This window comes from Variovorax nivicola, assembly GCF_051216475.1.
Classification (GTDB): domain Bacteria; phylum Pseudomonadota; class Gammaproteobacteria; order Burkholderiales; family Burkholderiaceae_C; genus Variovorax.
Window position 1 is genome coordinate 88,928 of sequence record NZ_JBPJZK010000005.1, and the last position, 17,987, is coordinate 106,914.

At 65.0% G+C, this 17,987-nt stretch carries 19 protein-coding genes; 13 read left to right on the forward strand and 6 right to left on the reverse strand.

The window, feature by feature from the left end; all coding sequences use genetic code 11:
* Positions 1–21 precede the first annotated feature (21 nt).
* Entirely contained in the window at positions 22–999 is a 978-nt protein-coding gene (locus ACSFBF_RS20675; protein WP_435470217.1) for a tripartite tricarboxylate transporter substrate-binding protein, read from the forward strand.
* 143 nt (positions 1,000–1,142) lie between these two features.
* Positions 1,143–1,565: a hypothetical protein gene (locus ACSFBF_RS20680; RefSeq protein WP_435470219.1), complete on the forward strand. Its 423-nt coding sequence runs from the start codon at positions 1,143–1,145 to the stop codon at positions 1,563–1,565.
* A 78-nt stretch (positions 1,566–1,643) separates the two neighbouring features.
* Here ACSFBF_RS20680 and ACSFBF_RS20685 read toward each other — a convergent pair whose 3' ends face one another.
* Entirely contained in the window at positions 1,644–2,495 is an 852-nt protein-coding gene (locus ACSFBF_RS20685) for a class I SAM-dependent methyltransferase (protein WP_435470221.1), read from the reverse strand.
* A gap of 75 nt (positions 2,496–2,570) precedes the next feature.
* Here ACSFBF_RS20685 and ACSFBF_RS20690 point away from each other — a divergent pair, with 75 nt between their 5' ends.
* Positions 2,571–3,011: a helix-turn-helix domain-containing protein gene (locus ACSFBF_RS20690; protein WP_435470223.1), complete on the forward strand. Its 441-nt coding sequence runs from the start codon at positions 2,571–2,573 to the stop codon at positions 3,009–3,011.
* 9 nt (positions 3,012–3,020) lie between these two features.
* Here ACSFBF_RS20690 and ACSFBF_RS20695 read toward each other — a convergent pair whose 3' ends face one another.
* Positions 3,021–3,800 (reverse strand): IclR family transcriptional regulator, encoded by a 780-nt coding sequence (locus ACSFBF_RS20695; protein ID WP_435471234.1) that lies wholly within the window; start codon positions 3,798–3,800, stop codon positions 3,021–3,023.
* Between the two features lie 189 nt (positions 3,801–3,989).
* Here ACSFBF_RS20695 and ACSFBF_RS20700 point away from each other — a divergent pair, with 189 nt between their 5' ends.
* The 8 genes from ACSFBF_RS20700 to ACSFBF_RS20735 all read left to right on the forward strand — a co-directional run bounded on the left by ACSFBF_RS20700 (position 3,990) and on the right by ACSFBF_RS20735 (position 11,420).
* Positions 3,990–4,865 carry an amidohydrolase family protein gene (locus tag ACSFBF_RS20700; protein ID WP_435470225.1) on the forward strand — a complete coding sequence of 292 codons (876 nt, stop codon included), beginning with the start codon at positions 3,990–3,992 and terminating at the stop codon, positions 4,863–4,865.
* Positions 4,866–4,877: 12 nt separating this feature from the next.
* Positions 4,878–6,398 carry a sugar ABC transporter ATP-binding protein gene (locus tag ACSFBF_RS20705; RefSeq protein ID WP_435470227.1) on the forward strand — a complete coding sequence of 507 codons (1,521 nt, stop codon included), beginning with the start codon at positions 4,878–4,880 and terminating at the stop codon, positions 6,396–6,398.
* A gap of 19 nt (positions 6,399–6,417) precedes the next feature.
* Positions 6,418–7,443, forward strand: a complete 1,026-nt coding sequence (locus ACSFBF_RS20710; RefSeq protein WP_435470229.1) for an ABC transporter permease — start codon at positions 6,418–6,420, stop codon at positions 7,441–7,443.
* A gap of 50 nt (positions 7,444–7,493) precedes the next feature.
* Positions 7,494–8,447 (forward strand): ABC transporter substrate-binding protein, encoded by a 954-nt coding sequence (locus ACSFBF_RS20715; protein ID WP_435470231.1) that lies wholly within the window; start codon positions 7,494–7,496, stop codon positions 8,445–8,447.
* A gap of 20 nt (positions 8,448–8,467) precedes the next feature.
* Entirely contained in the window at positions 8,468–9,745 is a 1,278-nt protein-coding gene (locus ACSFBF_RS20720; protein WP_435470233.1) for an L-fuconate dehydratase, read from the forward strand.
* A gap of 25 nt (positions 9,746–9,770) precedes the next feature.
* Positions 9,771–10,547: an SDR family oxidoreductase gene (locus ACSFBF_RS20725; protein WP_435470235.1), complete on the forward strand. Its 777-nt coding sequence runs from the start codon at positions 9,771–9,773 to the stop codon at positions 10,545–10,547.
* Between the two features lie 29 nt (positions 10,548–10,576).
* Positions 10,577–10,906: an L-rhamnose mutarotase gene (locus ACSFBF_RS20730; protein ID WP_435470237.1), complete on the forward strand. Its 330-nt coding sequence runs from the start codon at positions 10,577–10,579 to the stop codon at positions 10,904–10,906.
* 73 nt (positions 10,907–10,979) lie between these two features.
* Entirely contained in the window at positions 10,980–11,420 is a 441-nt protein-coding gene (locus tag ACSFBF_RS20735; RefSeq protein ID WP_435471235.1) for a helix-turn-helix domain-containing protein, read from the forward strand.
* Positions 11,421–11,427: 7 nt separating this feature from the next.
* Here ACSFBF_RS20735 and ACSFBF_RS20740 read toward each other — a convergent pair whose 3' ends face one another.
* The 3 genes from ACSFBF_RS20740 to ACSFBF_RS20750 all read right to left on the reverse strand — a co-directional run bounded on the left by ACSFBF_RS20740 (position 11,428) and on the right by ACSFBF_RS20750 (position 15,060).
* Positions 11,428–12,762 (reverse strand): MFS family transporter, encoded by a 1,335-nt coding sequence (locus ACSFBF_RS20740; RefSeq protein ID WP_435470239.1) that lies wholly within the window; start codon positions 12,760–12,762, stop codon positions 11,428–11,430.
* A gap of 132 nt (positions 12,763–12,894) precedes the next feature.
* Positions 12,895–14,052 carry an alpha-hydroxy acid oxidase gene (locus ACSFBF_RS20745; protein ID WP_435470241.1) on the reverse strand — a complete coding sequence of 386 codons (1,158 nt, stop codon included), beginning with the start codon at positions 14,050–14,052 and terminating at the stop codon, positions 12,895–12,897.
* 123 nt (positions 14,053–14,175) lie between these two features.
* Positions 14,176–15,060, reverse strand: coding sequence for a LysR substrate-binding domain-containing protein (locus ACSFBF_RS20750; protein ID WP_435470243.1), 885 nt, complete (start codon positions 15,058–15,060; stop codon positions 14,176–14,178).
* A gap of 118 nt (positions 15,061–15,178) precedes the next feature.
* Between ACSFBF_RS20750 and ACSFBF_RS20755 the strand changes: the two genes are divergently transcribed.
* On the forward strand, positions 15,179–16,840 hold the full coding sequence (locus ACSFBF_RS20755) for an L-lactate permease (RefSeq protein ID WP_435470245.1): 1,662 nt from the start codon (positions 15,179–15,181) through the stop codon (positions 16,838–16,840).
* On the opposite strand, the gene ACSFBF_RS20760 is transcribed toward ACSFBF_RS20755, so the two are convergent.
* Entirely contained in the window at positions 16,818–17,441 is a 624-nt protein-coding gene (locus ACSFBF_RS20760; RefSeq protein ID WP_435470247.1) for a TetR/AcrR family transcriptional regulator, read from the reverse strand. The genes ACSFBF_RS20755 and ACSFBF_RS20760 overlap by 23 nt on opposite strands.
* Before the next feature lie 86 nt (positions 17,442–17,527).
* Here ACSFBF_RS20760 and ACSFBF_RS20765 point away from each other — a divergent pair, with 86 nt between their 5' ends.
* On the forward strand, positions 17,528–17,953 hold the full coding sequence (locus tag ACSFBF_RS20765; RefSeq protein ID WP_435470249.1) for a nuclear transport factor 2 family protein: 426 nt from the start codon (positions 17,528–17,530) through the stop codon (positions 17,951–17,953).
* The last annotated feature ends 34 nt before the right edge of the window (positions 17,954–17,987 follow it).

Consider the following 17,987-nt stretch of genomic DNA (forward strand, 5'->3'; position numbering starts at 1 on the left):
TTCCAACGTCTCGGAGATTCCATGAAGAAACTGTTCGCCCTCGCGGCGATCGCCGCTGCCGCCGTCGCTGCCCACGCGCAGGACTTTCCGGGCAGCAAGCCCGTCACCATCGTCGTGCCTTTCGCGGCCGGTGGCCCGACCGACCGCGTGGCGCGCGACTTGGCCGAGGCGCTGCGCAAGCCGCTCGGCGGCAACACCGTCATCATCGACAACGTGCCCGGCGCCGGCAGCTCCATCGGCGCGGCCAAGGTGGCGCGCGCAGCGCCCGACGGCTACACGCTGCTGCTGAACCACATCGCGATGGCCACCGTGCCGAGCCTGGTGCGCAACGTGCCGTTCAAGGTCGAGACCGACTTCGAATACCTGGGCATCGTCAACGACGTGCCGATGACGCTCATCTCCAAGCCCGGCATTCCTGCCAGCAACTACAAGGAACTGAGCGCCTGGATCGCCGCCAACAAGGGCAAGATCAACATCGGCAACGCTGGCGTGGGCTCGGCATCGCACCTGTGCGGCCTGCTGTACCAGAGCGCCACCAAGACCGAGATGACGCCCGTGCCCTACAAGGGCACCGCCCCGGCCATCACCGACCTGATCGGCGGCCAGATCGACTTGCTGTGCGACCAGACCACCAACACCACGCCGCAGATCCAGGCCGGCAAGGTGAAGGCCTTTGCCGTCACCACGCCGAAGCGGCTCGCACTGCCGATGCTGAAAGACTTGCCGACGCTCGACGAAGCCGGGCTGAAGAACTTCCAGGTCACGATCTGGCACGGCCTCTATGCGCCGAAGGGCACGCCCGCGCCGGTGCTGAAGAAGCTCAACGACGCTCTGAAGGTCGCGCTGAAAGACCCGGACTTCATTCATCGTGAAGAGCTGCTGGGCGCAGTGGTGGCAACCGATGGGCGCATCGAACCTGCGGGCCACAAGAAGTTCGTGATCGAAGAGATCGCCAAGTGGACGCCTGTCATCAAGGCGGCTGGGGTTTACGCGGACTGAGGGGCTGCATTCAAGGACTTGCCTATGGGGCAGGCTTGCCGCCTGCTCCATAGGCGCTAGCCGTTCAAGACATGGACGTTGTAAGCTGTGCCACCGCTACCGGGCTGTAAATCCCAAACCCAACGGCATGGAGGTGAATCAAGATGTCTGCTGCCATGTTTGCCGCTCTGTTCTTTACGGTGGCACTCCTCGTCACGACGGCTTACTTCATCATGGGCTCCATCCCGCTTCTGGTTTTGAAGCACGACACGCCGCTTGACGCCCGCTTTGTGCGTGGCTTCTTCAACATCTACTACGTCGCCGCCTTTATTACCGCCACTGCAACGGCGATCAGCTTTGCGTCTGCGGGCCGCCTGTGGATTGCAGCGGGTGCGGCGGCGCTGGCGTTGATTTCCGTCGTCTTGCGCAGAAATGTCATTCCCAAGATGGATGCGCTCGGAGCGCAGATCCAATCGGACTACATGGATGCAATTCCGGGATTCCGCAGGACGCACATCATCGCAATCCTGATCAACATCGCCCAGCTCGCGGCTATCGTCTGGACTCTGATTGCCTTTGGCCGGTAGCTTCGGCAAACGGCCACCCGAGCAGCCGCTTGCGGGCGATGGCCGAGAGGTTCATTACTGCCGTTGCGCCTACGCCGATCAGCAGAGTGCTCGCGAGGAGACCATCCAGCAGGCCGCGGTCAGGCGCACTTCGTTGCCATGCACAAAAGGCTCGAAGGCAGCACGCACCGTGGCGATGACCTGCGAGCGCACGTGCTCGTCTGCCTGCTGAAGCACATTGCCGACAGGGCCGAGCCGGCTCAGGTAGCCGAGCAGTTCTGTCTCTAGCATGGTGCAGGGCACGTCGATGGGCTGGATGTCGATGTCGGCCCAGCCGCTCTCATCGAGGATGGCGTGGACTCGGCGTTTGTCGGCGAAGGCGAACTGGCCCGGCGCATCTGGCCGGCGGGCGGGGAGGTTGGGCAGCAGCGGCGCGGCGGCGCGCTCGGCGGTGGTCATGAACGGGTTCTCCGCCGCGCTGCGCCAGGCGATGAAGCGCAGCTCGGCGTTGTCTCTCGCGGCAGTCCGCAGGTTGGCAAAGGCCCGCACGGGGTCGTCGAAGAACATCACGCCGAAGCGCGACATGATGCTGTCGAAGCTCGCGGGCTCGAAGGCGTGGTTCTGCGCGTTGGCGCAGATGAAGCTCGCCGGCGAGCCTTCGCGCTCGACGCGGCTCCGGGCGACGGCGATCATCGGCTCCGAGATGTCGATGCCGACGCAGCCTGATTCGGCGCCGTGCAGCCGCGCGAAGGCGAGCGTGGTGCTGCCGGTGCCGCAGCCCACGTCGAGCACGCGGCCTCTCGGGCGGGCGGACGCAGCCTCGACGAGCAGGTCTTCGAAGGGCTGGAACAGGCGGTCGAGCGTTGCCTGGGTGTCGACCCAGGCCCGTCCGGCCGAACCGTTCCAGAGCCTTGCCTGTTCGTCGCCGGTCTGCGGGGTGCTGTCGTCCATGATCGTTTCCTTTGGCTTGCCTTCATGAGGCGGAAACCGCACTATGCAAGTTCAAGTCGGCTTGAGGTCAAGAGGGTGAAACAACATCTGGATATTGGCGAGGTGGCGCAACGCTCCGGCGTGCCCGCCTCGACGCTGCGCTATTACGACGAGAAGGGGCTGATCGCCTCGACCGGGCGGCAAGGCCTGCGCCGCCTGTTCGATGCCGGCGTGCTGGAGCGGCTCGCGTTGATCGCGCTGGGGCGCGCCGCCGGCTTTTCGCTGGACGAGATCGCGCGCATGTTCGGGCCCAACGGCCAGCCGCGCATCGACCGGCTGATGCTCACGGCCAAGGCGGAAGAACTCGACAGGACGATCCGCAGCCTGAGCGCCATGCGCGACGGTTTGCGGCACGCGGCCGTGTGTCGCGCGCCAAGCCACATGGAATGCCCCACATTTCGCCGCATCCTCGGGGCTGCGGCGTCCGGAGCCATCGGTGGGCGAAAGAAGAAGGCGCCCAAGCCGCCCGGGAACTAGGCCCGGGAACTAGGCGTTCGCCAGCAGCGACAGGTCGCGCGCGGCCTGCAGCATCAGTTCGCGCGCGCGGTCCAGTGACGGAATGGCATGGCGGTCGATGCGTCGGATGTACGGCGTGGTGAGCACTGCCAGCGCATGCCCGTGCGGGCCGAGGATGGGGCACGAGATGTCGATCACGCCGAAGTACTGCATGCTCTCGCGCTGCCGGTAGCCCGTGGCGCGCACGGCTTCGAGCATGTGCTCCAGCTCGTCGGGCGGTATCTGCACTTCGCCGTCGAGCGCGACGTGCTCGGCCACCATCTGCCTGCGCCGCTCGTCCGATTCGCAGGCCAGCAGCACCTGGCCCGAGCCGGTATCGAGCAGGTTCACGCGGGTGCCGGGCCGCACCGTCATGCCGCAGGTGGCGGGGCTGCTGACCTGCGCCACGATCTGCACGTTGCCCCGGTCGTACACGCCCAGGTGGCATGACTGCTCGGCCTCTTTCACGTAGCGGTCCATCACCGGCAGCGCCTGTGTAACCAGCCGGTGGTTCGGCGGATAGCGGTGCGCCAGGTCGAACATCTTCAGGCTCAGGCTGTAGCGGTCGCCCGCGAGCGAGCGCAGCACGTACTGCCGCGCCACCAGCCGTTCGAGCATGCGGTAGATCTCGCTCGGGCCGCGGTCCAGCGCCTTCACGATCTCGCCGCGCGTCAGGCCCTCGGGCTGGTCGGCCAGCAGTTCGAGGATGTCCAGGCCCTTGTCCAGCGCGGGCGCGCGGTAGCGCTCCGGGTCTTCTGCTGGCTTGCTCAGGATGTCCGATTGAATAGGTTTGTTCACCAATGAATTTCAACAGCAAGCCATACCTTTTGCAAGTTTCGTTCTACGGGTAAGCACCCATGAAGCGAGCTTGACGTTGAAAATTCACATGCAAATACTCTGTTCGCTTATGAACTAGAGAGGCAAGCCGCTCGGCAGCACATCCGCTGCCCGCGACCCGACATGATCCAGCGCATCGACTCGCATCAGCATTTCTGGCGGCCCGCGCGCGGCGACTACACGTGGTTGCGTGCGGACGTGCCGGCGCTGGCGCCATTGCTGCGCGACTTCCTGCCCGAAGACCTGGCGCCGCTGCTGCAGGCGCACGGCGTGGGGCGTACCGTGCTGGTGCAGGCCGCCGAATCGAAGGCTGAAACCGACTTCATGCTCGAGCTGGCCACGGCGCACGACGTCATCGGCGGCGTGGTCGGCTGGGTCGACCTGAGCCGGCCCGGCGCCGTCGCCTCGCTGGAGCGGATGGCGCGGCACCCCAGGTTCAAGGGCGTGCGGCCGATGCTGCAAGACCTGCCCGACGACGACTGGATCGCGCGCCGCCCGCGCCCCGATGCGCTGCGCACCTTGCTGCGGCTCGGCCTGCGCTTCGACGCGCTGGTGAAGCCGAGGCACCTGCCGCCGCTGCTGCACTTCCTGAAGCAATGGCCGGAACTGCCGGTGGTGGTCGACCACGGGGCCAAGCCGCTCGTCGGCGCGCACGGCAGCGAAGAGTTCGAGCGATGGCGCAACGGCATCGCAGCGATCGCGGCACTGCCGCACGTGTGCTGCAAGTTCTCGGGCCTGTGGGGCGAGGCGCCGCCGTCCACGCACGGCAACGTCGATGCGGCAGTGCGCGTGGTGCGCCCGGTGTGGGAGCACCTGCTCGACGTGTTCGGCCCCGATCGCCTGATGTGGGGCAGCGACTGGCCCGTGCTCACGTTGGCCGGCGACTACGCAGGCTGGATCGCAGTGAGCGAGGCCTGCATCGGCAGCCTTTCGCCGAGCGAGCAGGCCAGCGTGTGGCGTGGCACGGCGCAGCGCTTCTACGACCTGTCACTGCACTGAGATCGATTGCCCATGACGCAACCCATCGTCACCCTTCGCGACCTGAGCAAGTCTTTCGCCGGCGTGCGCGCGCTCGACAAGGCGCAGTTCGATCTGCTGCCCGGCGAGGTGCACGCGCTCATGGGCGAGAACGGCGCCGGCAAGTCCACGCTGATGAAGGTGCTGGCGGGCGTGTACCGCAAGGACTCGGGCGAGGTGCTGCTCGACGGCCAGCCGGTGGACATTGCGAGCCCGCGCGCCGCGCAGGCCCTGGGCATCGGCATCATCCATCAGGAGCTCAACCTGATGAACCACCTGAGCGCCGCGCAGAACATCTTCATCGGCCGCGAGCCGCGCGGGCGCTTCGGCCTCTTCATCGACGAAGAAGCCATGTGCGCCGAGACGCAACGCATCTTCGAGCGCATGAACCTGCGGCTCGACCCGCGCACGCCGGTCGGCGAGCTCACGGTGGCCAAGCAGCAGATGGTGGAGATTGCCAAGGCGCTGTCGTTCGACTCGCGCGTGCTCATCATGGACGAGCCCACCGCCGCGCTCAACAACGAGGAAGTGGCCGACCTGTTCCGCATCATCGGCCAGCTCAAATCGCAGGGCGTGGCCATCGTCTACATCTCGCACAAGATGGACGAGCTCAAGCGCATCGCCGACCGCGTGACGGTGATGCGCGACGGCCAGTACATCGCCACCGTGCCGATGGCGGCAACGCCGATGGACTCGCTCATTGCCATGATGGTGGGCCGCCAGCTCGCGGAGGTGGAGACCGACATGCCCGATACCGCGGGCAACGAGATCGTGCTCGAAGCCAGGGGCATCTGCCGCGGCTCGATGGTGCGCAACGCGAGCTTCGTGCTGCGCCGTGGCGAGATCCTCGGCTTCGCGGGCCTCATGGGCGCGGGCCGCACCGAGCTGTCGCGCGCTGTGTTCGGCGCCGACCGCATCGACGCGGGCGAAGTCTTCGTGCATGGCAAGAAGGTGTCGATCAAGTCGCCCGAAGACGCAGTGGCCCACGGCATCGGCTACCTGTCGGAAGACCGCAAGCACTTCGGCCTGGCCACCGGCATGGACGTGGAAGCCAACATTGCGCTGCCGAGCATGAAGAAGTTCCTGTCGATGGGCCTGTTCATCGACCAGGCGGCCATCGAGGCGGCCGGCGAGCGCTATGTGAAGCAGCTCAGCATCAAGACGCCCTCGGTGCGCCAGCAGGTGCGGCTGCTGTCGGGCGGCAACCAGCAGAAGATCGTCATCGCCAAGTGGCTGCTGCGCGACTGCGGCGTGCTCTTCTTCGACGAGCCCACGCGCGGCATCGACGTGGGCGCCAAGGCCGAGATCTACCGCCTGCTCAACGAGCTTGCCGCGCAGGGCAAGGCCATCGTGATCATCTCTTCGGAACTGCCTGAGATATTGCGCATGAGCCACCGCGTGCTCGTGATGTGCGAAGGCCGCATCACCGGCGAGCTGCCGGCGCGCGAAGCCTCGCAGGAAAAGATCATGCAGCTCGCCACCCGGCGTGAAGCTGCCGCTGCCGTCGCCCCATGACCACGATTGGAGACTCCCTTTGACGACCCCGACCGCCACCGCCGTCAGCCCCGGCTTCTCCTCGCTGAAGGCCCGGTTCTTCCGCCCCGCCACCAGGCAGAAGCTGCTGGCCTTTGCCAGCCTCATCGCGCTGATGGTGTTCTTCAGCTTCGCGTCGCCGCAGTTTTTGCAGGCCGACAATCTCGTGAGCATCCTGCAGTCGACAGCGGTGAACGGCGTGCTCGCCATTGCCTGCACCTTCGTCATCATCACCGCCGGCATCGACCTGTCGGTGGGCACGCTGATGACCTTCTGCGCCGTCATGGCCGGCGTGGTGCTCACCTACATGGGCATGCCGCTCGCGCTCGGCATTGCGGCCGCGATTCTCTTCGGCGCGCTGGCCGGCTTCGTCTCGGGCGTGCTGATCGCCAAGCTCAAGATACCGCCCTTCATCGCGACGCTGGGCATGATGATGCTGCTCAAGGGCCTGTCATTGGTGATCTCGGGCACCAAGCCGATCTACTTCAACGACACGCCGGACTTTCCGGCGATCTCGCAAGACTCGCTCATCGGCTACTTCATTCCGGCGCTGCCGATTCCCAATGCGGTGCTGATCCTGTTCCTGGTGGCGGTGGCCGCGAGCATCGTGCTCAACAAGACAATCCTGGGCCGCTACACCTTCGCACTCGGCAGCAACGAAGAGGCGGTGCGCCTGTCGGGCGTGAACACCGATTTCTGGAAGATCGTGGTCTACACAGTGAGCGGCGGCATCTGCGGCATTGCGGGCCTGCTGATTGCTTCGCGCCTGAACTCGGCGCAGCCCGCGCTGGGGCAGGGCTACGAGCTCGATGCCATTGCAGCCGTGGTCATCGGCGGCACATCGCTCAGCGGTGGCACCGGCACCATCGTCGGCACGATCATCGGCGCCTTCATCATGAGCGTGCTCACCAACGGCTTGCGCATTCTCTCGGTCGCGCAAGAGTGGCAGACGGTGGTCACGGGCGTGATCATCATCCTGGCCGTGTATGCCGACATCCTGCGCCGCCGCGGCAGCAAGACGCACTGATTCCCCACGTTTCTGTTTCCGTTTCGCTCTACAACCACAGGAGACTTCGCATGATCCAGAGAAGAACAGCCGTTGCGTGCACGCTGGGCGCGGCGCTCATCGGCCTTGCAGGCATCGCGCAGGGGCAGACGCAAGAGGTCTACATCCCGCTCGTGTCCAAGGGTTTCCAGCATCAGTTCTGGCAGGCCGTGAAGTCGGGTGCAGAGCAGGCCGCGAAAGACTACAAGGTCAAGGTCACTTTCGAAGGCCCCGAGACCGAGGCCATGGTCGACAAGCAGATCGACATGCTCTCGGCCGCGCTCGCCAAGAAGCCGCAGGCCATCGGCTTTGCCGCGCTCGACAGCCAGGCCGCCATTCCGCTGCTGAAGAAGGCACAGGCCGCAAAGATTCCGGTGGTGGCCTTCGACTCGGGCGTGGACAGCGACATTCCCGTGACCACCACAACCACCGACAACAAGGCCGCTGCCGCGCTCGCCGCCGACAAGATGGCCGAGCTGATCGGCAAGAGCGGCGAAGTCGCTCTGGTGGTGCACGACCAGACCAGCCGCACCGGCATCGACCGGCGCGACGGCTTCGTGAACCGCATCAAGTCGACCTACCCGAACATCAAGATCGTGAGCGTGCAGTACGGTGGCGGCGACCAGCTGAAGTCGACCGAGATCACCAAGTCGATATTGCAGGCCTCGCCCAACCTCAAGGGCATCTTCGGCGCCAATGAAGGCTCCGCCATCGGCGTGGTCAACGGCGTGAAGGAGATGAAGCGCAACGGCAAGGTCGTGATCATCGGCTACGACTCGGGCAAGCAGCAGAAGAACGCCATCATGGACGGCAGCATGGCCGGCGCCATCACCCAGAACCCGGTGGGCATGGGCTACAAGACCGTCGAGATGGCGGTGAAGGCGATCAAGGGCGAGAAGCTGCCGAAGGTGGTCGACACCGGGTTCTTCTGGTACGACAAGACAAACATCGCCGATCCGAAGATCGCTTCGGTGCTGTACGACTGATCGCTCGCCTGCAAAGTCCCATGACCATCGTCCGATCCATGCGCGTGCTCGACGTGCGCTTTCCCACCTCGCAGCATCTGGACGGCTCCGATGCGATGAACCCCGACCCGGACTATTCGGCGGCGTACGTCGTGCTCGAAACCGACCAGCCGGGGCTCGAAGGCCACGGCCTCACCTTCACCATCGGCCGTGGCAACGAGATCTGCTGTGCGGCCATCGAGGCGATGCGGCATCTGGTCGTGGGGCTCGACCTGGCATGGGTGGCCGAGGACATGGGGCGCTTCTGGCGGCACGTGACTTCTGACAGCCAACTGCGCTGGATAGGCCCCGACAAGGGCGCGATCCATCTCGCGACCGGCGCGGTGGTCAACGCGATGTGGGACCTGTGGGCCAAGTCCGAAGGCAAGCCCGTGTGGCAGCTGGTGGCCGACATGAGCCCGGAAGAGTTGGTGCGATGCATTGACTTTCGCTACATCACCGACTGCATTGCACCGGACGAGGCGCTGGCCCTGCTGCGCGCGGCAGCCGTCGGCAAGGCCGAACGCATCGCCACGCTGCAGGCCGAGGGCTACCCCTGCTACACCACGTCGGCCGGCTGGCTGGGCTACTCCGACGAGAAGCTGCGGCGCCTCGCGCAAGAGGCAGTAGACGCGGGCTTCAACCACATCAAGCTGAAGGTGGGGCGCGACCTGCAGGACGACATTCGCCGCTTGCGCGTGGCGCGCGAGGTGCTCGGGCCCGACCGGCACCTCATGATCGACGCCAATCAGGTATGGGAGGTCGGCCAGGCCATCGACTGGGTGCGCCAACTGGCGTTTGTCAAGCCGTGGTTCATCGAGGAGCCCACCAGCCCCGACGACGTGGAAGGCCACCGCAAGATCCGCGAAGGCGTCGCACCCGTGAAAGTGGCCACGGGAGAGATGTGCCAGAACCGCATCATGTTCAAGCAGTTCATCATGCGCGGCGGCATCGACGTGGTGCAGATCGACGCGTGCCGGCTAGGCGGCGTGAACGAGATTCTTGCGGTGATGCTGATGGCTGCGAAGTACAAACTGCCCGTGTGCCCGCATGCAGGGGGCGTGGGGTTGTGCGAATACGTGCAGCACCTTTCGATGATCGACTACCTCTGCATCTCGGGCACGCGCGAAGGCCGCGTGGTCGAGTATGTGGACCATCTGCACGAGCACTTCGTCGAGCCCTGCGAGATTCGCAATGCGGCCTACATGCCGCCGAAGGGCGCGGGCTTCTCGATCACGATGAAGCCGGAGTCGCTGGAGCAGTACCGCTTTCGCGGGTAAGAGATTAGGAAAGGCATCGCACAGCATGGACCTGAATCTGAAAGACAAGGTGGTGATCGTTACCGGCGGCGGCAGCGGCATTGGTGCGGCCATTTCGATGACGCTGGCACAGGAGGGCGCGGTGCCCGTGATCTGCGGGAAGAACCCGCTCGAAGCGCCTTTTGAAGAAGCATTGCTTGCATTGCAGCCGCGTGCGCGGTTCTTCCAGTTCGAGCTGATGGAGGAAGCCGCTTGTGCCAAGGCCATCGCCGATACCGCCGCCGAGTTCGGCCGCATCGATGGGCTGGTCAACAACGCGGGTGTGAACGACAGCGTGGGGCTGGAGGCAGGACGCGAAGCCTTCGTCCGTTCACTCGAACGCAACCTGATCCACTGCTATGTGATGGCGCATTACTGCCTGCCGCATCTGAAGGCCAGCCGCGGCGCGATCGTGAACATCTCGTCGAAGACGGCGGTAACGGGGCAAGGCAACACTAGCGGCTACACCGCAGCCAAGGGCGGGCAACTGTCACTGACGCGTGAGTGGGCCGCTTCACTGCTGGAAGACGGCGTTCGCGTGAACGCGGTGATTCCGGCCGAGGTGATGACGCCGCTGTACCAGCGCTGGATTTCCGCGTTCGACGAGCCCGACCGCAAGCTCGCGGAGATCACCGACAAGATTCCACTCGGCCGCCGCATGACGACACCGCAGGAAGTTGCGGACAACGTCGTGTTCCTGCTGTCAGAGCGTGCCGCGCACACCACCGGGCAATGGGTGTTTGTGGACGGCGGCTATACGCACCTGGACCGGGCGCTGACCTGATCGATTACCCGGCTTGATTGGAACGACCCATGCGCCATTTCCTGGCTCTCGATTTGAAAGACAACCCTGCGTTGATCGCCGAATACGAGGCTTATCACCGCGACATCTGGCCCGAGGTGCGCGAGCACCTGAATGCGCACGGCGTAACGGGCATGGAGATCTACCGGCTCGGTACGCGGATGGTGATGCTGATGGAAACGGACGATGCGCGCTACGACGGCCAAGCAATGGCGCTTGCCACGCAGAACAACCCAAAGATCAGGGAGTGGGAAGAACTGATGTGGAAGTTCCAGGCGCCGACGCCCTGGACGCCTGAAGGGGAGAAGTGGGTCGCAATGACGCGGATCTTCGCTTTGTAATCAAAAGATTCAAATTTGATCCAAGATTTGACATTCTTGTCCCGTGTTTACATTTGCTGGGCACAATGCCGGCATGCCAAACATTGCATCCATCCTTAAATCTGAAATCTCGCGCGTCGCCCGCAAGGAAGTCCGCGCAGAAATGGAAACCCTCAAGAAGGCATCGGTTCATCACCGCGCGGCCATAGCGGCATTGCGCCGCCAGGTGAGTTCGCTGGAGAAGGAACTGCGCAACGTTGCCAAAGGCACGGCCCGCAGTGCACGCGCCAGCGAACCCGACGAGTCGGATGAAGGCGGAACCAAGCGCCGGTTCAGTGCCGGGCGCCTGGCTGCACATCGCACGAAGCTGGGTATTTCCGCCGCGTCTTATGGAAAGCTGGTGGGTGTCTCGGGCCAGACGATCTACCACTGGGAACAGGGCAAGGCCCGGCCCAGGGCAGCGCAGCTCGAAAGCCTTGCTTCAGTGCGAGGGCTGAGCAAGCACGAAGTGGCTGAACGACTGGAAGCCGAGTAGTCAGCCCTCAGTGATCGTGATGCAGGTAGCTCGCTTGCCTCGGCAGGCGCAAGCTCACCAGAAACGCGATCACCATCATCGCGCTCACGTACCAGAAGAACGCCGACTCATGTCCCAGTGACTTGAGCCCCAGCGCCACATACTCCGCCGAGCCGCCGAAGATCGCGTTGGCCACGGCGTAGGCCAGCCCCACGCCCAGGGCCCGCACTTCAGGCGGGAACATCTCCGCCTTCACGATCCCGCTGATCGAGGTGTAGAAGCTCACGATGGCCAGCGCCACGATGATGAGCACGAAGGCCATCACCGGGCTCGTCGTGTGCTGCAGCGCAGTGAGAATGGGCACGGTCGTCAGCGCACCGAGCCCGCCGAACAGCAGCATGTTGTTGCGCCGCCCGATGCGGTCCGACAGCGCGCCGAACACCGGCTGCATGCACATGTAGACGAACAGCGCCCCGGTCATCACATAGCTGGCGGTCTTGATCGGCAGATGCACCGTGTTCACCAGGTACTTCTGCATGTACGTGGTGAAGGTATAGAAGATCAGCGAGCCGCCGGCCGTGTAGCCCAGCACCGTGAGAAAGGCGGGCGTGTGGTGTTTGAACAGGCCGGCCATGCTGCCGGCCTCCTTGTTCTTCTTGGCCTCGTCGGTCTGCGTTTCATGCAGCGTGCGGCGCAGTAGCAGCGCCACCACCGCGGCAATGGCGCCGATGACGAACGGAACGCGCCAGCCCCAGGCCTTGAGTTCGGCCTCTGTCAGCAGCTGTTCGAGCACCACGATCACCAGCACCGCGAGCAGTTGCCCGCCGATCAGCGTGACGTACTGGAACGACGAGAAGAAGCCGCGCTGGCCGCGCAGCGCCACCTCGCTCATGTAGGTGGCGGTGGTGCCGTATTCGCCGCCGACCGAAAGCCCCTGGAACAGGCGGCAGATCAGCAGCAGGAAGGGCGCCCACGCACCGATTTGCGCATAGGTCGGCAGGCACGCGATGACGAGCGAGCCGGCGCACATCATCGTCACCGAGATCAGCATCGACGTCTTGCGCCCGAGCCGGTCGGCCACGCGGCCGAAGAGCCAGCCGCCGATGGGCCGCATCAGGAAGCCGGCCGCGAACACACCGGCGGTGTTCAGCAACTGCGCGGTGGGGTCCGATTTGGGAAAGAAGGCCGGCGCGAAGTACAGCGCCGAGAACGCATACACATAGAAGTCGAACCACTCCACGAGGTTGCCGGAAGAGGCCGCCATGATCGCGAAGACGCGGTGGCGCTTTTCTTCGGCTGTGTAGTGCGGGAGAGATGAAGCAGAGGCCGCTGGGCCTCCCGGAACAGGCGTGACTGCGCTCATGGTGCCTTCTTGTGCCGTGCTGGCAATGTTGTTGTTGCCAAAACATTTTGCGCCGGCAAGGGGCTGCGGCGTGTCGGCCAACGCCGCATCGGCCTACCCCCGGAGTGGCCTTCCGGGGGCCTTCGAGCAAGCCTAGAACGTACCCGGCAGCAGGATGCTCGAATCGACCTCGTCGATGTTCGTGCGGCCGCAGAAGGCCATCGTGATGTCGAGTTCTTTGTGAATGAGCTGCAGTGCGCGCGTTACGCCCTCTTGCCCGTAGGCGCCCAGGCCATACAGGAAGCTGCGGCCGATCATGGTGCCGCGTGCGCCCAGCGCGCGGGCCTTGAGCACGTCTTGTCCGCTGCGGATGCCGCCGTCCATCCACACCTCGATCTCGGTGCCCACCGCGTCCACGATGGCGGGCAGCGCCGCGATGGAAGAGGGCGCGCCGTCGAGCTGCCGGCCGCCGTGGTTCGACACGATGAGCGCATCGGCGCCGCTCGAAGCTGCAAGGCGCGCGTCTTCCACGTCCATGATGCCCTTGAGGATGAGCTTGCCGCCCCAGAGCTTCTTGATCCACTCCACGTCGGCCCAGCTCAGCGCGGGGTCGAACTGCTCGGCGGTCCACGACGACAGCGACGACAGGTCTTTCACGCCCTTGGCATGGCCCGCGATGTTGCCGAAGGTGCGGCGCTTGGTGCCCAGCATGCCCATGCACCAGCGCGGCTTGGTCGCGAGGTCGATCAGGTTCTTGATGGTGGGCTTGGGCGGAGCCGTGAGGCCGTTCTTGATGTCCTTGTGGCGCTGCCCGAGGATCTGCAGGTCGAGCGTGAGCTGCAGGGCCGTGACGTTAGCGGCCTTGGCGCGCTCGATCAGGCGTTCGATGAAATCGCGGTCCTTCATCACGTAGAGCTGGAACCAGAAGGGGTGCCGGTCGGTGCCCTCGGCAATGTCTTCGAGCGAGCAGATGCTCATGGTCGAGAGCGTGAACGGAATGCCGAAGGCCTTGGCCGCACGGGCGCCGAGGATCTCGCCGTCGGCATGCTGCATGCCGGTAAGGCCGGTGGGCGCAATGGCCACGGGCATGGCGGTGTCCTGGCCGACCATGGTGGTGCGGGTGGAGCGGCCTTCCATGTTCACGGCCACGCGCTGGCGCAGCTTGATCTTCTGGAAGTCGCTCTCGTTGGAGCGGTAGGTGCCCTCGGTCCAGGCGCCGGAGTCGGCGTAGTCGTAGAACATCTTCGGCACACGCCGCTTGGCGATCACCCGCAGGTCTTCGATGCTGGTGATCTTGGAAAGGTCGGACACGGGCTGTCTCCTGGCTGGTTCTTGTGGGTTGACGAAGGCGAACCGGCCATTATCGGCAGGCGCTCCGGCGCGCCATCTGAAAAAAGCCGGACTCCCGTCTGAAAAAAATTCAGATCGGTCGCCTCACTCGCGCAGAGCCTCGCGCAGCCACTCGACGAAGGTCGCGCACTCCCAGCGCTCCATGGCGCCGGGCCGCCAGCACAGGAAGTAGGCGTTGGGCGAGGGCACGCTGCGCTGCGACAGCCGCACCAGCCGCCCGTTGTCCAGCCAGGCGCTGCCCAGCCGCAGGTGCATCAGCACCACGCCGAAGTCTTCGGCGGCAGCGTCGAGCGCCAGCCCGAGGTCGTTGAACTGGTGCCCCGTGGCCGGCTCCGGCAGGCCCACGCCGCAGGCCTTGAACCAGGTGCGCCACGACTCCAGCGGCGTGCGCAGCAGTTGCGCGCGCGACACCTCGGCGTCGGTGGCAAAGCCGTCGAAGGGGCCGTGGCGCTTCAGGTAGGCGGGGCTGCACACCGGCGAGACCTCGTCGGCCAGCAGCTGGAAGAACTCGCGGTCGTGAAAGGGCCCTGTGCCGAAGCGCAGCTCGATGTCGGCCTCTTCGACCGTGATGTTGCGCACCGGCGTGGTCACCTGCAGCATCAGCTCGATGTTCGGGTACGCATCGCGAAACCGCGCGAGCCTCGGCAACAGCATCTGCCGCGAGAAGGTCGGCGTGACCGCCACGCGCAGCCGTCGCACCTGCGATTCGGGCTCACGACCCGGCACCTGCTGCAGCGCCGCAATGGCCTCGCGCACACGCGCCAGATAGGCCATGCCGTCGGCGCTGAGGCTGAAATCGCTGCCCACGAAGAACTTGAGCCCCAGCAGCAGTTCGAGCTGGCGGATGCGATGGCTCACCGCGCTGGGCGTCACGCTGAGCTCTTCGGCGGCGAGGTTCACGCTGCGCAGGCGTGCAACGGCCTCGAAGGCCTGCAGGCCTTGGGTCGAGGGGAGACGCGGAGAAACCATCTTTTGCTGGCGAAGGGAGCGGGTTAGGATGGTAGCGAACGCTTTCGGCCGCCTGTGGCAGGACCATTCCCGCCTCGTGTTGCCGACTCAAAAAGATTCCAACAACGAGGACAAGCGCATGGTCTGGCAACAGGTTTACAACCCGTTCGGCAACATGATCGTATCGACGGCACTGGCCGCGATACCGGTGGTGGTGATGCTGGTGTCTCTCGGGTTGCTTCACGTCAAGGCGCACTACGCGGCGGGGCTCGGCCTGCTGAGTGCGGTGGTCATCGCGGTGTTTGCGTTCGGCATGCCGGCCGACATGGCGGGCAAGGCGGCCTTTCTGGGCGGCATCACCGGCCTGCTGCCCATCGGCTGGATCGTGCTGAACATCATCTTCCTGCAGCAGCTCACGCAGCAGAACGGCAGCTTCCAGGTACTGCAGGACTCCATTGCCGGCATTACCGAAGACAGGCGCCTGCAGCTGCTGCTCATCGCCTTTGCCTTCGGCGCCTTCTTCGAGGGCGCGGCGGGCTTCGGCACGCCGGTGGCGGTGACGGCGGCCATCCTCATCGGGCTGGGCTTCTCGCCCCTCGCGGCCTCAGGGCTCTCGCTCATCGCCAACACCGCGCCGGTGGCCTTCGGTGCGCTGGGCACGCCGGTCATCACGCTGGCCAAGGTACACGGCTACGACCTGATGGCGGTCACCGCGATGATCGGGCGGCAACTGCCGTTCTTCTCGCTGCTGGTGCCGTTCTGGCTCATCTGGGCCTTTGCGGGGCGCAAGGGAATGGCGGAAGTGTGGCCGGCCATTCTGGTGACGGGCGTGTCCTTTGCGATTCCGCAGTTCCTGGTGTCGAACTACATCGGGCCCGAGCTGGTGGACATCATCGCGGCCATTGTGTCGATGGTGTGCCTGGTGCTGTTCCTGCGTGTGTGGAAGCCGAAGAAGATCTGGACCTCGGTCTCGCTCAAGGGGCACGAAACCGACGGTGGCGAAGCCGGCCCGGCCGTTGCACCCACGAAGCATTCGAGCGCTGCCGTGGTCCGCGCCTGGACGCCGTGGCTCATCCTCACCGTGTTCGTGTTCATCTGGGGCCTGCCTGTGGTGAAGACATGGCTCAACGGCATCTTCGCGCCCAACTTCCCCATCGACGGGCTGCACAACATGATCGAGAAGGTGGCGCCCGTGGTGCCCAAGCCGACGAAGGAGGGCGCTGTGTACCAGTTGCTGCTGCTCTCGGCCACGGGCACCGGCATCCTGTTGTCGGCCGTCGTGGGTGGGCTGGTGATGAAGTACAACCCGATCCAGCTCGTGGCCGCGTATGGCCGCACGCTGTGGCTGGTGAAGTTCTCGCTGCTCACCATCATGCTGATGCTCGCGCTGGGCACGCTCACGCGCTACTCGGGGCTGGACACCACGCTGGGGCTGGCCTTTGCCAACACCGGCGTGTTCTACCCGTTCTTCGGCACGCTGATGGGCTGGCTGGGCGTGGCGCTCACGGGCTCTGACACCGCATCGAACGTGCTCTTCGGCGGCATGCAGAAAGTGGCGGCAGACCAGCTGGGCCTGAGCCCGAACCTGATGGGCGCGGCCAACAGTTCGGGCGGCGTGATGGGCAAGATGATCGATGCGCAGTCGATCGTGGTGGCCTCCACCGCCACGCGCTGGTTCAACCACGAAGGCGAGATCCTTCGCTACGTGTTCTTCCACTCCATCGCGCTGGCCTGCCTCGTGGGCTTCTACGTGACCTTGCAGGCCTATGTGTGGCCGTTCACGCTGATGGTCGTGAAGTAGCAGCGAGCGTGGCCGCCAGCGCCTGAAGCAAGCAGCGGAGGTCGTCGACTGCTTCGCGCGCCAGCGCGGCGCTGCCCATCTGCGCCTTGACGATGGCGCCATCGACGCCCAGCGCGGCCGCCTGCGCAATGGCCATGCGCTGCGGTCCCTCGAGCGATTCCGGCAACAGGCCCGCAATCACCTCGACCATCTCGCGCTTGTGCTCGCGCGCGATGTCGCTGGCACCGGTCACACTCGAGCCCACTTCCACCACCGAGTTGATGAACGCGCAGCCGCGGAACACCGGGTTGGCGAACCACTCGGCCATCGCATCGGCCAGCACCAGCAGCGCCTGTGCGTCGCCGATGCGCTGCTGCGCGCCGAGGCGGCCGAGCGCATCGACGAACCACGACATCCACAGGCCGTGCCGATGATCGAGAAAGGCACGCACCAGATCGTCTTTCGACGGAAAGTGCCGGTAGAAAGTGACCTTGGTAACGCCCGACGCGGCAATGACCCGATCTATGCCGGTGGCGCGAATGCCGTCGGCATAGAAGAGGTCGTGCGCGGTGAGCAGGATGCGTTCGCGTGCGGGGAGCGCGGAGATGGCGGAGATGTCCATGCCGCGATTGTAGGCATGTAGACAGGTCTGTCTACGTGTGGCACATTGCGGCGCATTCCCCTTCACTACCTTCTGGAAAGCCCCTCATGGAATCCCGCCCGCCGCTGCCGCCCTTCACCCTTGAATCGGCCACAAAGAAAGTCCAGGCTGCCGAAGACGCCTGGAATTCGCGCGACCCCGTGCGTGTGAGCCTGGCCTACACGCCCGACACCGAATGGCGCAATCGCGCCGAGTTCGTCAACGGCCGCGAGCAGGTGGTCGAGTTCTTGTCGCGCAAGTGGGTGCGCGAGCTCGACTACCGGCTGAAGAAGCAGTTGTGGGCCTTCATGGACAACCGCATCGCGGTGCGCTTCGAGTACGAATGGCACGACGACGCGGGCCAGTGGTATCGCAGCCACGGCAACGAAAACTGGGAGTTCGCTGAGAACGGCCTGATGCAAAGGCGCTTTGCGAGCATCAACGACCAGCCTATCAAGGAGGCGGATCGCAAGTTCCACTGGGCGCGCACCTGACCCTGCCGGGCGCTCCGGGCACGGCTGTTGCTTG

Bases quoted from the DNA above. Each gene is read 5' to 3' on its own strand.
- ACSFBF_RS20675 (WP_435470217.1), top strand. From the start codon at position 22: ATGAAGAAACTGTTCGCCCTCGCGGCGATCGCCGCTGCCGCCGTCGCT.
- ACSFBF_RS20680 (WP_435470219.1), top strand. From the start codon at position 1,143: ATGTCTGCTGCCATGTTTGCCGCTCTGTTCTTTACGGTGGCACTCCTC.
- ACSFBF_RS20685 (WP_435470221.1), bottom strand. From the start codon at position 2,495: ATGGACGACAGCACCCCGCAGACCGGCGACGAACAGGCAAGGCTCTGG.
- ACSFBF_RS20700 (WP_435470225.1), top strand. From the start codon at position 3,990: ATGATCCAGCGCATCGACTCGCATCAGCATTTCTGGCGGCCCGCGCGC.
- ACSFBF_RS20705 (WP_435470227.1), top strand. From the start codon at position 4,878: ATGACGCAACCCATCGTCACCCTTCGCGACCTGAGCAAGTCTTTCGCC.
- ACSFBF_RS20715 (WP_435470231.1), top strand. From the start codon at position 7,494: ATGATCCAGAGAAGAACAGCCGTTGCGTGCACGCTGGGCGCGGCGCTC.
- ACSFBF_RS20720 (WP_435470233.1), top strand. From the start codon at position 8,468: ATGACCATCGTCCGATCCATGCGCGTGCTCGACGTGCGCTTTCCCACC.
- ACSFBF_RS20725 (WP_435470235.1), top strand. From the start codon at position 9,771: ATGGACCTGAATCTGAAAGACAAGGTGGTGATCGTTACCGGCGGCGGC.
- ACSFBF_RS20730 (WP_435470237.1), top strand. From the start codon at position 10,577: ATGCGCCATTTCCTGGCTCTCGATTTGAAAGACAACCCTGCGTTGATC.
- ACSFBF_RS20735 (WP_435471235.1), top strand. From the start codon at position 10,980: ATGCCAAACATTGCATCCATCCTTAAATCTGAAATCTCGCGCGTCGCC.
- ACSFBF_RS20740 (WP_435470239.1), bottom strand. From the start codon at position 12,762: ATGAGCGCAGTCACGCCTGTTCCGGGAGGCCCAGCGGCCTCTGCTTCA.
- ACSFBF_RS20750 (WP_435470243.1), bottom strand. From the start codon at position 15,060: ATGGTTTCTCCGCGTCTCCCCTCGACCCAAGGCCTGCAGGCCTTCGAG.
- ACSFBF_RS20755 (WP_435470245.1), top strand. From the start codon at position 15,179: ATGGTCTGGCAACAGGTTTACAACCCGTTCGGCAACATGATCGTATCG.
- ACSFBF_RS20760 (WP_435470247.1), bottom strand. From the start codon at position 17,441: ATGGACATCTCCGCCATCTCCGCGCTCCCCGCACGCGAACGCATCCTG.
- ACSFBF_RS20765 (WP_435470249.1), top strand. From the start codon at position 17,528: ATGGAATCCCGCCCGCCGCTGCCGCCCTTCACCCTTGAATCGGCCACA.